Annotated in this window: 7 protein-coding genes, 1 tRNA gene and 2 pseudogenes; 7 read left to right on the top strand and 3 right to left on the bottom strand. The window is 66.8% G+C overall.

Features of this window, described 5'->3' with window-relative positions:
- Window positions 1-31: 31 nt before the first annotated feature.
- Window positions 32-889 (top strand): annotated as a pseudogene (locus NG696_RS03730) (TauD/TfdA dioxygenase family protein); the annotation flags it as partial.
- Entirely contained in the window at window positions 886-2,238 is a 1,353-nt protein-coding gene (locus tag NG696_RS03725) for an LLM class flavin-dependent oxidoreductase (RefSeq protein WP_308291938.1), read from the top strand. The pseudogene NG696_RS03730 and the gene NG696_RS03725, both read left to right, overlap by 4 nt.
- Window positions 2,239-2,397: 159 nt before the next feature.
- Here NG696_RS03725 and NG696_RS03720 read toward each other — a convergent pair whose 3' ends face one another.
- The 3 genes and pseudogenes from NG696_RS03720 to NG696_RS03710 all read right to left on the bottom strand — a co-directional run bounded on the left by NG696_RS03720 (window position 2,398) and on the right by NG696_RS03710 (window position 8,180).
- The gene (locus NG696_RS03720; protein ID WP_252574085.1) at window positions 2,398-6,939 is read right to left on the bottom strand and encodes an ExeM/NucH family extracellular endonuclease; all 4,542 of its coding nucleotides are present in this window, start codon (window positions 6,937-6,939) and stop codon (window positions 2,398-2,400) included.
- 238 nt (window positions 6,940-7,177) lie between these two features.
- Window positions 7,178-7,944, bottom strand: a pseudogene (locus NG696_RS03715) (VOC family protein).
- A 148-nt stretch (window positions 7,945-8,092) separates the two neighbouring features.
- Window positions 8,093-8,180 (bottom strand) — tRNA-Ser (locus NG696_RS03710).
- 109 nt (window positions 8,181-8,289) lie between these two features.
- Between NG696_RS03710 and NG696_RS03705 the strand changes: the two genes are divergently transcribed.
- From NG696_RS03705 to NG696_RS03685, 5 genes are all read left to right on the top strand, one after another.
- Window positions 8,290-9,273: an NAD(P)H-quinone oxidoreductase gene (locus tag NG696_RS03705; protein WP_252567102.1), complete on the top strand. Its 984-nt coding sequence runs from the start codon at window positions 8,290-8,292 to the stop codon at window positions 9,271-9,273.
- A gap of 120 nt (window positions 9,274-9,393) precedes the next feature.
- Window positions 9,394-10,005, top strand: coding sequence for a PadR family transcriptional regulator (locus NG696_RS03700; protein WP_252567104.1), 612 nt, complete (start codon window positions 9,394-9,396; stop codon window positions 10,003-10,005).
- Window positions 10,002-10,739 carry an ABC transporter ATP-binding protein gene (locus NG696_RS03695; RefSeq protein ID WP_252567105.1) on the top strand — a complete coding sequence of 246 codons (738 nt, stop codon included), beginning with the start codon at window positions 10,002-10,004 and terminating at the stop codon, window positions 10,737-10,739. Before NG696_RS03700 ends, NG696_RS03695 begins: the two co-directional genes overlap by 4 nt.
- Before the next feature lies 1 nt (window position 10,740).
- The gene (locus NG696_RS03690) at window positions 10,741-13,638 is read left to right on the top strand and encodes a hypothetical protein (RefSeq protein WP_252574083.1); all 2,898 of its coding nucleotides are present in this window, start codon (window positions 10,741-10,743) and stop codon (window positions 13,636-13,638) included.
- 139 nt (window positions 13,639-13,777) lie between these two features.
- Window positions 13,778-14,062, top strand: coding sequence for a DUF1540 domain-containing protein (locus tag NG696_RS03685; protein WP_252567109.1), 285 nt, complete (start codon window positions 13,778-13,780; stop codon window positions 14,060-14,062).
- The last annotated feature ends 161 nt before the right edge of the window (window positions 14,063-14,223 follow it).

The raw sequence follows: 14,223 nt of genomic DNA, 5'->3' as shown, positions 1-14,223 counted from the left end.
CGCCGGATACACCGTTAATGAGATAGTCCCCACCGTGGCGCAGCTCCGGGACGCCCTGAACATGCACAAGGCCCTGGTCTTCCGGGAAGCGAACATCCGCACTGACGAAGACCAGGTGCGTTTCGCCAGCCGCTTCGGTCCGCTCACCAAGGCCCACCCCACGGTGGCCTCCGTGGACGGAAAACCCGCGGTCCTGCCGGTGGACAGCGAAAACGGCAGTGCCAACAACTGGCACACCGACGTGACCTTTGTGGTCAATCCGCCGCAGGCCTCCACCCTGCGCAGCATCACCCTGCCGGGCTACGGCGGGGAGACCCTGATCGCGTCATCGGCCGGAGCCTACCAGGACCTGCCGGAGGAGCTGCGGAACTTCACCGACACCCTCTGGGCCATCCACACCAACGACTACGACTACTCCGTGCCCAAGAACCTGGAACACGCCAACGCCGACGAACGGCGCAAGGAGTTCACCAGGATCCACTTCGAATCCGCCCACCCTGTAGTGCGGGTCCACCCGCTGACCGGCGAGCGCGGATTGTTCATTGGGGGCTTCGCGCAGCGGCTGCGGATTGTTGGCCTCTCCAACACCGAGTCCAAGGACATCCTGCGCCTCCTGCAGGCCTACGTCACCCGCCCGGAGAACGTGGTGCGCGTGAACTGGGAGCCGAACCAGCTGGTCCTGTTCGACAACCGCATCACGCAGCACTACGCCCCGGACAACTACGACGGCCAGCCCCGCCAGCTCAACCGCGTGACCATCGCCGGTGACCTTCCCCGGGGCGTGGATGGGCGCAGCAGCACGTCCATCAAGGGCGACTCGTCCACATACTCCGAGACCGTCGTCGTTCCTGAGGCAGTTGCCCGCGAAGCAGCCGAGGTTCGAGCGTGAGTGCCACGGCGGGAGGCTCCAGGCAGCTGCACCTGAACGCCTTCCTGATGAGCACCGGCCACCACGAGGCGTCGTGGCGGCTGCCGGAGAGCAACAGCTTCGCCGGCACGGACGTTGCCCACTTCCAGCGGCTGGCCCAGACGGCAGAGCGCGGCAAGCTGGACTCGATCTTCTTCGCCGATTCCCCGGTGCTGCACGGAAACGTGGCCCAGCGGCCGTACGGCAGCCTCGAACCCACCGTGTTGCTCGCCGCCATCGCAGCCGTCACGGAGCGGATCGGCCTGATCGCCACCGCCTCCACGACCTACAACGAGCCGTACAACCTGGCGCGGCGCTTCGCCTCCGTGGACCACATCAGCGGCGGCAGGACGGGCTGGAACGTGGTGACCACGGCGGGAGACGCGGCCGCCAGGAACTTCTCCCTCGCCGGCCAGCCCGCCCACTCGCAGCGGTACGAGCGGGCTGCGGAATTCCTGGATGTGGCCAAGAAGCTCTGGGACAGCTGGGAGGATGGCGCCGTGGTGGCGGACAAGGACGCCGGCGTCTGGGCGGACAGTTCGCGCGTGCATCCGGTGAACCACCAAGGCCCGCATTTCCAGGTGGAGGGCGGCCTGGATGTGCCCAGATCCGGCCAGGGGCACCCGGTGATTGTCCAGGCCGGCTCTTCCGAGAACGGCAAGGACTTTGCGGCGCGGTACGCGGAGGCGGTCTTCACGGCGCACCAGACCCTGGCGGCTGCCCAGGACTTCTACGCCGACCTGAAAAGACGGACGACGGCGGCGGGCCGGGACCCGCGGTCCATCAAGATCCTGCCGGGGATTGTTCCGGTCATCGGCGCCACTGAGGCTGAGGCCCTCAAGCTGGAACGGGAGCTGGACGAGCTGATACTGCCGGAGCACGCGGTACGGCAGTTGGCCAATCTGCTCCGCGTCTCGCCGGAATCCCTGAAACTGGATGGCCAGCTGCCGGCCGACCTCCCGTCGGAGGACGAGATCGAGGGCGCCAAGAGCCGCTACACGCTGGTGGTGAACCTCGCCCGCAGCGAACACCTGACTGTCCGGCAGCTCATCGGCCGGCTCGGCGGGGGCCGCGGGCACCGTACCTTCGCGGGAACGCCGGAGCAGGTGGCCGATGCCATCCAGCACTGGTTCCAGTCCGGCGCCGCCGACGGGTTCAACATCATGCCGCCCGTGCTGCCCGCCGGCCTGGACATCTTTGTGGACCATGTGGTTCCCATCCTCCAGGACCGCGGGCTGTTCCGGCGCGAATACACCGGGCGCACGCTGCGGGGGCACTTTGGGCTGGCCGTCCCGGCCAACTCCTTTGAGCGGGTGCCGCAGCCCGCCTGACGCCCCCACCCCGACCCACCCCGAGAGTTTTTGTCCAGATAATGGCCTCTGAGCCGCCGGGAAACCGGATTATCTGGACAAAACTCGGGGAAAGCGAAGGTGCCCCTCCCCAGCTGATTCAGTCGGGGCGGGGCACCTCTGGTTAATACTGACCCGCGCTTAGCCGCGCAGGCAGTGCTGGTACTGGATCCAGGCAACGCCGTAACGGATCCACCCCAGGACGTCGTACCACTTGGTGGGCGGTACCGGTGCCGTGCAGACCGGCGGCACCGGTCCGCTGGCAGCGACCTGGACAGCAGCCTTCACCACGGTGCCGGACTCGGCGGCCGTGAGCGTCAGGGTTCCGGTCCCCGCGGCAGCACCAGCAGGAACGACGAGATTCATGGCGGCAGCGCCCGCAGAAACCGGGATGGTGCCGAAGCCCGTCACGGTCCCGGCGCTGTCGGTGAACACCGCAGCCAGGGAGGTATTGATCGGGCTGCCCAGCGAGGTGAGGTCCAGTTTGGAAACCGCCAGGGTGATGGCGTCCCCGGCCTTGACCTCGGCTGCCGTGGTGTTCACTACGGCCACCGTCCGCCGGGCGAAGTCCGGCGACACGGGGTTGTGGGCCTGCAGGTACCTGATCCAGGCGTCCCGGTCCACCAGACCCGAATCCTTGGTGCCGGTGCCGTCCTTGAAGACCCGGAAGTTGTCGCCACCGGTGGTCAGGAAGCTGAACGTCCCGATCCGGTAGGACTTCGCCGGATCGATCAGGGCACCGGCCACCCGGATGGAGGTGATCCGGTCACCGGCGGCGCGGGTTGCGTCGTACGTGTAGTTGACGTTCTTGGACAGGCCCAGCTGCTGGTAGGCGCGGCTGGGGACCGTGCCGTCAGCATTGGTCTGCCACTGCTGCTCCAGGAGTGCCTTGAACTGCGCACCGGTCAGGGACGTGGTCCACAGGTTGTTCACAAACGGCAGGACCGAGTTGGCCTCCGCGTAGGTGATGGTGCCGTCCGGGGCGTAGTACAGCTCATTGCGGAGGCCGCCGGGATTGACGACGCCGATTTCCGCGGCGCCCAGCTCAGTAGGCTGGAGCGACTCCAACAGTGAGTCGGCCACCAGATTGCCCAGCGTGGATTCGCTGGCACGGTCATCGCGCTTGGCGGGTCCGCCGGCGGGGTCCGCGGTGAACGCTGTGGTGATATCAGCGGTCAGCGCACCCACCGGCTGGTTTCCGATCGCGGCGGCGTCGGCCAGGGCCCTCTGCACAATGGCATCTACCGCTGCAACCCGCGGGTAAGCGGCTACGAGGCCGGCGGCGGCATCTGTGGTCCTCTTGACGTTCCCGGCCTTCGAGGCGGTGACTTCCTTGGTGGCCGTATCCACCGTGAGCTGGATCTGGCCGATGTTCTCGCCGTAATTGCCGGTCTGGACAATCGGACGGGTCTTTCCGTCGGTCCCGGGGACCGGTGCGTTCCAGGCGTATTCCTTGTGTGTGTGGCCGGTGAAGATGGCGTCCACGTCGGCCGAGGTTTCGGTGACCAGCTTCGGGAACGGGCCGCCCGCTGCCACTTCCTGCTCGAGGGTGGCGCCGTCCGGCGTCCCTGACCCGGCGCCGTCGTGGTTTTCCGCGATGATCACGTCGGCGAGGTTCTCCGACGTGATTTTGGCAGTCACGCGGTTGATGGCGTCCACGGGATCGCCGAATTCAAGATCGGCGATCCCGGCGGGCGTCACCAGGGACGGGACTTCCTGGGTGACGGTGCCGATGACGGCCACCTTCACTCCGTCCATGTCCAGCACCGTGTATTCCGGCAGGACCGGTTCGGTGGTCCCCTTTTTGTATACGTTCGCCGCGAGCAGCGGGAACGTGGCGTTGGTGCCGCCCGCGATGACGCGGTCGCGCAGGTCCGCCCAGCCGCCGTCGAACTCGTGGTTGCCCACGGCGGAAGCGTCCAGCTCCAGCGCGTTCAGCACATCGATGGTGGGCTGGTCCTTGGCAACAGCCGAGGCGAACAGTGATGCCCCGATGTTGTCGCCGGCCGACAGGAAGGCCGTGGCCCCGGGGGCGGCGGCGCGCAGCTTCTCGATGGTGCCGGCGAACAGCACCGTGTTGGTGTCGATGCGGCCATGGAAATCGTTGATGGCCAGGAAGTTCAGCTCAACACTGGCCGGCGTGACCGGGCCGGCAGGCAGGTCCAGGCCCACCACCACAGGATCGTGGTCGCTGGCGCGGTACTGGTCCGGCGCATAGTAGTTGGTCACGTTGTTGTTATACCTGCTGTACTCCAGCGCCACGGACTCTACGGAGTTGATGTTCCAGATGTCCGCACCGGTGACCACTGCATCAGCGCCCGGGGAGGCCAGGATGTGGTCCAGCGAACCCACCAGTCCGCCGAAAAGGTAGGAGTGCTTCGCGGAGCCGTCGGCGTTCTTCGCTTTGCCGTCCTGGTTGACGTAGCCGGCGTCCGTGAAGACATTCATCGGGTCTTCCTGGGCGTAGGAGTTGAAGTCGCCGATCAGGAAAACCTTGTCCGTGCCCTTGGTTGCCTGCAGCCCGGCGGCGAAGTCCAGGAGCGACTTGGCCTGGGCGGTGCGGGCGAGGTTGGACGCGCCCTGGCCCTTGTCCGTGTCATCCGGCGTTGCTGCCGAACCCTTGGACTTGAAGTGGTTGGCGATGGCGATGAACTTCTTGTCGTCCCCGGCGCCTACCGGCTTGAACACCTGCGCCAGCGGCTTGCGGGCGTTGGCGAAGGCGACGGTGTCGTTGTGGATGATGGACTCTTCCACAGGTTCAGCCGCGGCCTTCTTGAAAATGAACGCGGTGCGGATCATGTCCTCGTCCGCCAGCGGGGGAGCGTTGGCGGGTGTCCGCACGTAGTCCCAGATGCCGGGGGTCGCGATGTTGAGGGCGTCCACCAGTTTGGCCAGGGCGTCGTCGCGGTCCTTGCCGAACTGGGCGGAGTTTTCAATTTCCATGAGGGACACCACGTCGGCGCCGGTCTTGGTGATCGCGGCGACGATCTTGTCCTGCTGGCGGAGGAAGTTCTCCGCGTTTGCCGCGCCGCGGGCATCGCAGCCGCCCTGGACCGTGATGGGGTTGCCGTCGCGGTCCTTGTAGAAGGAACAGCCCGTGAGGGTGTCGCCGGTGGTGGGGAAGTAGTTCAGCACGTTGAAGGAGGCGATCTTCAGGTTGCCGCCCACGCTGGCGGGAGCCTCGGTCCGGGTGGCGCCGAAGCTGGCCGGCTGGACCGTGCCCTTGTTGACCTCGGTGAGATGGGTCAGCGGCTGGAACTTCCAGGCGTTGTTGGCGTAGCTGAGCACCACGTTGGTAGCGAACGTCACCGGCGAGCCCACCCGGACCGGGTCCGCGGCCGTCAGGTACGGCAGCACCTGGGCCTTGGTGGCGGCGTCCTTGAGGAAATTGGTGGTGGAGCCGTCGTCGAGCTTGATGCCACGGGCAGCGTTGTCCGCCACGGCGGCCTGGTATCCGGCCGAGCCGTAACGCGCGACGGCGGTGGGCTGCACCAGCGTGGTGGTCCCGCCGGAGAGGCCGATCTCGCCGTACTGGTTCAGCGAGTAGGTGTCGGTGACGGTGACCGGCCCTTGCGGTGCCAGCAGCATGCCCTCAAGTGCCTCGCGGAAGGACTCGGCCGCCGGGAGCGTGAAGACGGTGGCCTTCACCTCGGCCGCGGCGTCGCTGAGCTTGGTCAGCCCGGCGGCATCCGCCACGCTGACCTGGGTCATGCCGAAGAACTCGGACACCGTGCCGGTGACTTCCACGAAGTCGCCGATCTGCACGGATCCTGCGGTGGCAGGGGAGTAGACAAAAACAGCGTCCGACGCCGTGTGGCTGGCCGGGGTGAGGTCGCCGCCGGTACCAGGGGTCTGGACGTAGTAGCCGGCGAAACCGCCGGTGGGGAAGGCCGCGGTGACTTTGCCGCGTGTTGTCACGGCAGTGCCGGCCAGCGGACTGGCCGTACCGGTGCCCTGGATTTCGGCAATCGTTTTGGTGCCCGGGCCCGGGTCCGGCGTTGGATCCGGATCAGGATCCACGGTGCCGCCCGCCGCCGTCGGCGTGACGGCGGTGTTCAGCGTGAAGTCTGCCCGGTTGCTGTTGCTGTCCGTCCCGGCACTGCGGTTCAGGCTCTTGACGTCGGTGTTGCTGGCGGGCGCTACGGCGGCCTGCGTTTCAAAGGTGTTGGAGGAACCGTAGCCGAGGAGGTCTGCCACGCCGGCCGGTTCAACAACCGAGCCGGTGGCGAGCGTGGCGGCTGTGGCCTGCTTCGCCAGGACGATGGTGCCGGCGGAGCCGCTGAAGTTCAGGGAGGTCGCCACAAAATCCGGAGCCGGCAGGTCTGCACCCTCAACCCCGCCGTTGTTGCTGCCGCCCTTGATGAGGTAGTGGCCCTTGGCAGGGATGGAACCGGTGAGGGCAGCCACGCTGGTGGGCGCCGCAGTTCCGGTGCCTGAACGGTACTGGACTGACCAGCCGTCCAGGGACACCGCGGCGTCGGAGGTGTTGTAGAGCTCAACGAATTTACTCTTGTACGCTGCGCCGGAACTGCCGCCGCTCAGGTAGGCCTCGTTGATGACAACCGGTGAAGTGCCGGCAGGTGCTGCGTCGACGGCGAAGGCGGGGACCGCTGCCAACGGAGTGGCGATAAGCCCCGCAGATACCGCTGTTCCCAGCGCTAATTTCCAAGGTGAATGGTGCATCCGCTCTACTTTCATAGGGGTGTCCCGGTAGGGGACCCGATGGAGTGTGTCCGGGTTGTACCGACGGATAGTGACCGGAATCCACGCGTCATGAGGTGGTGTCCGGCACAGCAAAGCAGCGCCGAATGAACGCAAGGTTGATGGTGAGTGCATTCGGCGAAACGTCCGTGGGGCAAAACAATACCGGCCGGTAGCTTCAATGGAAGCTGTCGGCCGGTATTTCGTCGAAGGAATTTACTTATGTGATGATCTTGAACATTGCGCCGGTGGGATCGGCCAGCGAGGCGAGGCGGCCGAACGGCGAGTCCTCCGGCCCGTCAATGACGGTGGCTCTGAGCGAAACGGCCTTCTCAATCGAAGCGTCCGCATCTTCGACGTTGAAGTAGATCTGCCAATTGGACGGAACGTCAGCCGGCAGATACCCGGAGGCGTCCATGCTGCCTGCCCTGGCGGAGTCCCCGGCGCCCAGGGCGGTGTCCCGGAAGTCCGGTGTATCGCTCATAACATCCGTGTCCCAGTTGATACTTCCCGGTAGAACTTCACGGCGGCGTCGTAGTCCTTGGTGTGGAGCTCGTGCCATGCGGCAGCGCCGGGCTCGGCTACGAGCTCATATCCCTTCATCTCGCGCGGCTGCCACACACCGATTGCCGCTCCGGCGGAGTCGCCGAAGATGGCCAGGTGGCCCTGCTCCGGAACATCCATGGGCGGCATGTAGACCTTCCCGCCGTTGGCCGCGACGGCGGACGCGGTGGCCTCGGCGTCGTCCGAGCGGAGGTACGTGGACCAGACGTCAGGCATGCCTGCCTGGTCCGCATCCTTCTGCATCAGCCCGGCCACGGTCTTGCCGTTCTTCCGTGCGGTGGTGTAGCCGCCGTACTTCTCCTCGTCCCCGGTCTCGTACTCCCAGCCGAAGAGTTCGGCATAGAACTGGCGGGCCTTGTCGATGTCTGACGTCATGAGGTCGATCCAGCAGGGTGCGCCGGGGGTGATCTCGGGTGAAGGCATGATGGGCTCTTACTGTCGATGGGTGGCAACAGGAACGACCCTATGTCCGGGCTCCGACAGTTTCAATGGTTCAGCTCCGGCGGACCCTGTGCCGGTTAAACGAAGAAGCCCCGGTCCGCCATCATGTGGCGTACCGGGGTTCCATTCGCGGAAGGTAAGAGATTCGAACTCTTGGTACGGGGTTACCGCACACTAGTTTTCAAGACTAGCTCCTTCGGCCGCTCGGACAACCTTCCCTAACGAGTAGTGTTTCATAGGCAGTTGGCTGCAACAAAACAGAGTCTGCCGTGCGTCCGGTGCACACTGGTTCTGGGGCACGAATCAGCTAGAAAACGGGAGTTCTCCATGAAAGCCGTCTACATTGCAGAACCCGGTGGTCCGGAGGTTCTGGAAGTCCGCGAAGTGGACGCGCCGGTGCCCGGGCAGGGCGAGGTGTTGATCGACGTTGTCGCCGCCGGCCTGAACCGGGCGGACGTGCAGCAGCGCAGGGGCTTCTACCCGCCCCCGCCCGGCGCGTCCGAGATCCCGGGGCTGGAAGTCTCGGGGCGGATCGCCGGTTTCGGTCCCGGCGTCACCAAGGCATTCTCCGTGGGGGACAAGGTGGTGGCGCTGCTGGCTGGCGGAGGCTATGCGGAGCAGGTTGCGGTGCCGGCGGAGCAGGTCCTGCGGATTCCCGACGGCGTTGATGTGGTCACCGCTGCGTCGCTGCCGGAAGTCGCAGCCACGGTCTACTCCAACCTGATCATGACGGCGCAGCTGCAGGCCGGTGAAACTGTCCTGATCCACGGCGCCACGGGCGGGATCGGCACCATGGCCATCCAGCTGGCCAAGGCATTCGGGGCCAAGGTGGCCACCACTGCGGGAAGCGCGGAAAAGGTGGGGACCGCGAAGGCTTTCCTGGGCGCGGACATCGCCATCAACTACACGGAAGAGGACTTTCCGGAAAGCCTCCGGCGGCAGAACGGCGGGAAGGGTGCCGACGTGATCCTCGACGTTGTGGGTGCCAAGTACCTGGCGCAGAACGTTGATGCGCTCGCGGACTACGGCCGGCTCATTGTCATCGGCCTGCAGGGCGGGGCCAAGGGTGAGCTGGATCTCGGCCAGCTCCTGCGGAAGCGCGCGGCAGTGGTTGCCACGGCCCTGAGGCCGCGCCCGGTGGCGGAAAAGGGTGCCATCATGAACGCCGTGCGCGAATCCGTGTGGCCCCTCATCACGGACGGCCGGATTCGCCCGCTGGTGGCCAAGACCTTCCCGCTGGACCAGGTTGCGGCCGCCCACCGGTACTTCGACAGCGGCGACCATGTGGGCAAGATCCTGCTGGTTATGTAGGCCGGGTAGATACTGAGTATTGCTTTGCGCCGCGGACTGGGTTAGCCTCACTCTATACGCGGTATGCACGGGTCTTGGGGGTCCGTGCATACCGACGCTGACGCCACCGCTAGGAGCATCATGTCCATCCGCCACAGCCTCCTTGCCCTGCTGCAGGACCAGCCGCGTTACGGCTACCAGCTCAGGGTTGAGTTTGAGAACCGCACCGGGTCCACCTGGCCCCTGAACATCGGGCAGGTGTACACCACGCTGGACAGGCTGGAACGCGACGGCCTGGTCAGCAATGACGGCAGTGACGGCGAAGGCCACGTGGTCTACAGCATCACCCACGCCGGCACGGCGGAAGTTCAGAACTGGTTTGCCGCCCCCGTGGAGCGCAACAACCCGCCCCGGAACGAGCTGGCCATCAAACTGGCGCTCGCGGTCACGCTGCCGGGCGTGGATGTGCAGGCCATCATCCAGGCCCAGCGGGTGGCGTCCATCCGGGCGCTGCAGGACTACACCAAGGCCCGCCGCGACACGGCCGCCAACCAGCGGGCGGCGGATACCGCCTGGCTGCTGGTGCTGGACTCGCTGATCTTCCAGACGGAAGCGGAGGTCCGCTGGCTGGACCTCTGCGAGGCGCGGATGCTGCAGCAGGCGCAGACCGCGGGCCAGGCCACACCACGTAAATCGTCCAACGGGGTCACTGTGGAAGAGGCTGCCCCCCTCATCGCGGACATCCGCCGGTGAGCGTCCAGGGGCCGCAGCAGGTCCTGGAACTCGCCAGGGTCAGCAGGACGTTCGGTGAAGGCGCGACGGCGGTCGCCGCGTTGCGCGAGGTAGACCTCAGTATCAGAGCCGGAGAGTTCGTCGCAGTGATGGGTCCGTCAGGTTCCGGGAAATCCTCCCTCCTGGCGCTGGCCGGGGGACTTGACCGGCCGACGTCGGGCGGTGTCTTTGTGGAATCAACACCCCTGGGCGGGCTGGGACTGAACGAACTCGCCCGGTTGCGCCGCCGCGCCGTTGGCTACGTCTTCCAGGACTTCAACCTTGTCCCCACCCTGACGGCTGCCGAGAACGTGGCGCTGCCGCTGGAGTTGGACGGGACGGCCACCAGGAAGGCGCAACGCCAGGCCCTCGATGCGCTGCGGCAGGTGGGCATCCCGGAACTCGCGGACCGCTTTATGGACCAGATGTCCGGCGGACAGCAGCAGCGGGTGGCCATCGCGCGGGCCATCGTGGGCGACCGCCGGCTGATCCTGGCCGACGAACCCACGGGAGCCCTGGATTCCACCACCGGCCACGGCGTGATGGAAGTGCTCCGCGGACGTGCCGATGCCGGTGCGGCCGTGATGCTGGTGACCCATGAGGCCCGGCATGCCGCGTGGGCTGACCGGGTGGTGTTCCTCCGGGACGGCCGGATCGTGGACCAGGCAGCTGCCATGCACGATCCCGCCATGCTACTCGCCCAGGCCGGCAACTGACGTGGCACTCACCCTCGATCCGGCGCCCGGCGGACGCCGGCAGGCTTTCCGCGTCGCCGTGCGGATGGCCCGGCGCGATATCCGCCGCCACAAAGGGCGTTCCCTCCTGATCATCCTGCTGATCATGCTCCCTGTGGCCGCAATGACGGGGGCGGTCACCCTGGTCCAGAGCACCCAGGAGACCGCCGCCGAGCGCGTGCAGTATGAGCTCGGCACCACCCAGGCGCGGTTCCGGCCCATGCCCATGGCCAACGGCGTCATGGTCCAGCACCCGGTCGAAGAGCTGCAGATCACCACGAACGACTGGGACAGCAACCCTGACTTCACGCCGAGTGATCCGCAGGACGCGATTCCGGCCGGCTACGACGTGCTCACAGAATCCACCCTCGACCTCACCGCCGAGTCGGGTGCGGCGCACGTGCGTGTGGTGGGCCGGGCAGTGGACGCCATAGCCCCGGCATTTGCCGGAAAATACACCCTGCTGGACGGCAGGGCCCCCGGGACTGATGCCGAGATGCTCGTATCGCCGGGGCTGCTGGAGCGGTTCGGGCTGGAACTGGGGGAGGAACTGGCGACGTCGGCCGGGACGTTTGTTGCGGTCGGAACGCTCCGCGATGCGGGCTATTCGGACAGCAACTCCATCGTCTACCTCAAGCCCGGCCAGGGCAGCGTGGGCACCCCGGCGCCGCCAGCCTCCACTGGTCCGGCGCCAACCGCGTCGGCCATCAAGGCCACCATGTATTACCTGGTGGGTTCCGAGCCGGTGACCTGGAGCCAGATCCTGGCGGCCAACGCCGTGGGTGTCACCGTGCTGTCCAGGTCCGTTGTGCTGAACCCGCCGCCTCAAGACGAACGCGGGCCGGAAGGCGCAGGGACCTCGTCCAGCGCGTCGCTGCCGCTCTCCACCTACGCGGCCGGGGCGCTCCTGGGTGCCCTCGCACTGCTGGAGGTGGGCCTGCTGGCGGGAGCCGCGTTTGCCGTGGGCGCCAAGGGGCAGGTCCGGGAGCTGGCCCTGCTCGCCGCGACGGGGGCCGAAAGCCCCACCATCCGCTCGGTGGTGATGGCGGCTGGCCTGTGGCTCGGCGGCCTTGGCGTAGCGGCTGGCGCTGCGGTGGGACTGGCCGCAGCCGCCGGGGTGGTGTTCGTTGCGCGCCTTAACGGATCGGTCCGTTTCCCGGGCTTCCATCCGGACGCGTTGTTGACGGTCCTGGTGATGATCATGGGCTTTGTGGCGTGCCTGTTGGCTGCCTTGGCCCCGGCGCGGCAGGTGGCGCGCCAGGCTGTTCTGGGCGCGCTCAAATCGGGGCGGGCGCCGGCGTCGGCCGGCAAGGCGTCCACCGTGGTGGGTGCTGTCCTGCTGGGCGTGGCCGCCGTGTCACTTGCCGGCGGCACGTGGTTTGCCGTCAGCAGCGAAGACCCGGACGTGTTCAGCTCAAGGACGCCGGTGATTGCCTGGTTCCTGCTGGGTGGCGCGGTACTGGGCGTTACGGCCCTGGTCCTGCTGACCGGCAAGATGGTGGCCCTCCTTGCCAAGCGTGCCGGACGCCTTCCGCTGGCTGCGCGCATGGCCGCCCGGGACTCTTCCCGCAACCGCAGCCGAACTGTACCCGCTGTTGCCGCCGTCCTTGCCGCTGCCACCCTGGCCAGTGCCGGCATGGTGCTGGCCGCCAGCCAGCAGGCGAACGAGCAGCAAAACCACTACTGGTCCGCGTTGAAGAACCAGGCAGTACTGCCGTTGTCCGTGTGGCAGCCTCCACTGGCTGACGGCACAATGCCGGACCCGGCGCGGATTGATCCTGCTGCCGTGGTGTCCGCCCTGAATGGAGCGGTGGATACCGTCGAATGGACCAGCGTGCTGCGCACAGCCGCCATCCGGAACTGCGATATGCGGCCCGAACTGGCCGACGCGTCGCCCGCGCAGACGCCGACGACGAGCTGCCTCCAATACTCGCTGGCCACACCCGAAGGTAACGCATGCCCTGTTACGGCCGGCCAGCGTGTCCTGGATCCGGAGGATTGGCGCTGCCGGGGAGCGATGCGTCCGTACGAGACGCAGGGAAGTGTTGACTCCATCATCGTCGGAACTGCCGATGACGTGGAAAGGCTGTTCGGAACGGCGCCCACGGCGGAAGCCCGCGACGTGCTGGCGGCCGGGGGAATGGTAGTTAGCAACCCCGTGTTCGTCCGCGACGGGCAGGCGTCGCTGGTGGCGCGTGACGTGCGCAAGCCCGCGCGCGCCGACCCCGCCACAGGCGCCTTCCAGGGCTACGAGGAGACGGGGCGGACGAAAGTGGCTGCGGCCGTGCTGGAGCCCGAAGTGAAGGTGCAATACTACGGCGTAGTGTCCCCGGAGGCTGCGGTGGCGGCCGGCATGCGTGTGGATGACAGCGAACTGCTGATCCAGTTCAGCGCCTACCCCGATGCCGTCCAGATGGACAAAATGTCCGAAGCGCTCGCCGGCATCTACAAGGACCGCTTCGGGACCCCGTATGTGGAGCGCGGAGCGGAGCAGGACGCCTCGCTGATCCTCTGGTCCATCGTGGGCCTGGGTGCGCTCATCACGCTCAGCGCGGCAGGCATCACCACGGGCCTGTCCATGGCCGACTCGCGGAAAGACCACGTGACCCTTGCCGGTGTGGGTGCCGCCCCGCGTTTGCGGAAGGCGCTCGCAGGTTCGCAGGCACTGATGACGGCGGGGCTCGGAACCGTGTTGGGAAGTGTTGCCGGGATAGTGCCCGCCGTGCTGCTGGTGACCGCGACCGGGATAGGGGGGACCGCCGTCGTTCCCTGGCTCCAGCTCGTGGCGCTGCTGATCGCAGTGCCGCTCACCGGTGCGGCCCTGGCTTGGCTGTTTACCCGGGCGAGGCTTCCGGTGTCCCGCCGGGAGGTGGGGACCTGAGGGGTCTGCCGCGGCAGCTGAGTGGGGGCGGGTCGGAATTAGGTCACACAGTTGGGTCTTTTTGATTGGACGCAACAGGCCTACCGTGGGACTCAGGACGCCGTCCGTCCCGGACGGCCGAAGTACGGAGGAACCTCTTATGACAACACATGTTGCCGATTGCAGTGTTACCCGTTGCTCGTTTAATGACCACGAAGGCTGTACGGCCCACGCCATCACGGTTGGCGGGAGCAAAGACCACGCCAGCTGCGCCACGTTCATCGACACCGGCACACACGGCGGGCTGCCCAAGGTCCTGGCAGATGTCGGAGCCTGCCAGCGCTCCGAGTGCATCCACAACGACCACCTGATGTGCAACGCCCCCGAAGTCCATGTGGGCCCCGGTGCTGACAACGCGGACTGCCTCACTTACGCACACGCGTAGCCACGGCTCCCGCCCGGGACTAATCACGAAGGCCTCCGTCCAGGAAACCCTGAACGGGGGCTTCTGTGCGCTCGGCGCCTCCCGTCCGCCGTTCACCGCAATGACACGCGGCGCGGGCACGATGCCGCCTCCTCGTTGGTGCGGCATTGGTAGGGTGCCTT

The sequence above is a fragment of the Pseudarthrobacter cellobiosi genome (assembly GCF_023913755.1).
Classification (GTDB): domain Bacteria; phylum Actinomycetota; class Actinomycetes; order Actinomycetales; family Micrococcaceae; genus Arthrobacter; species Arthrobacter cellobiosi.
This window is presented reverse-complemented; position numbering and strand designations above follow the sequence as displayed.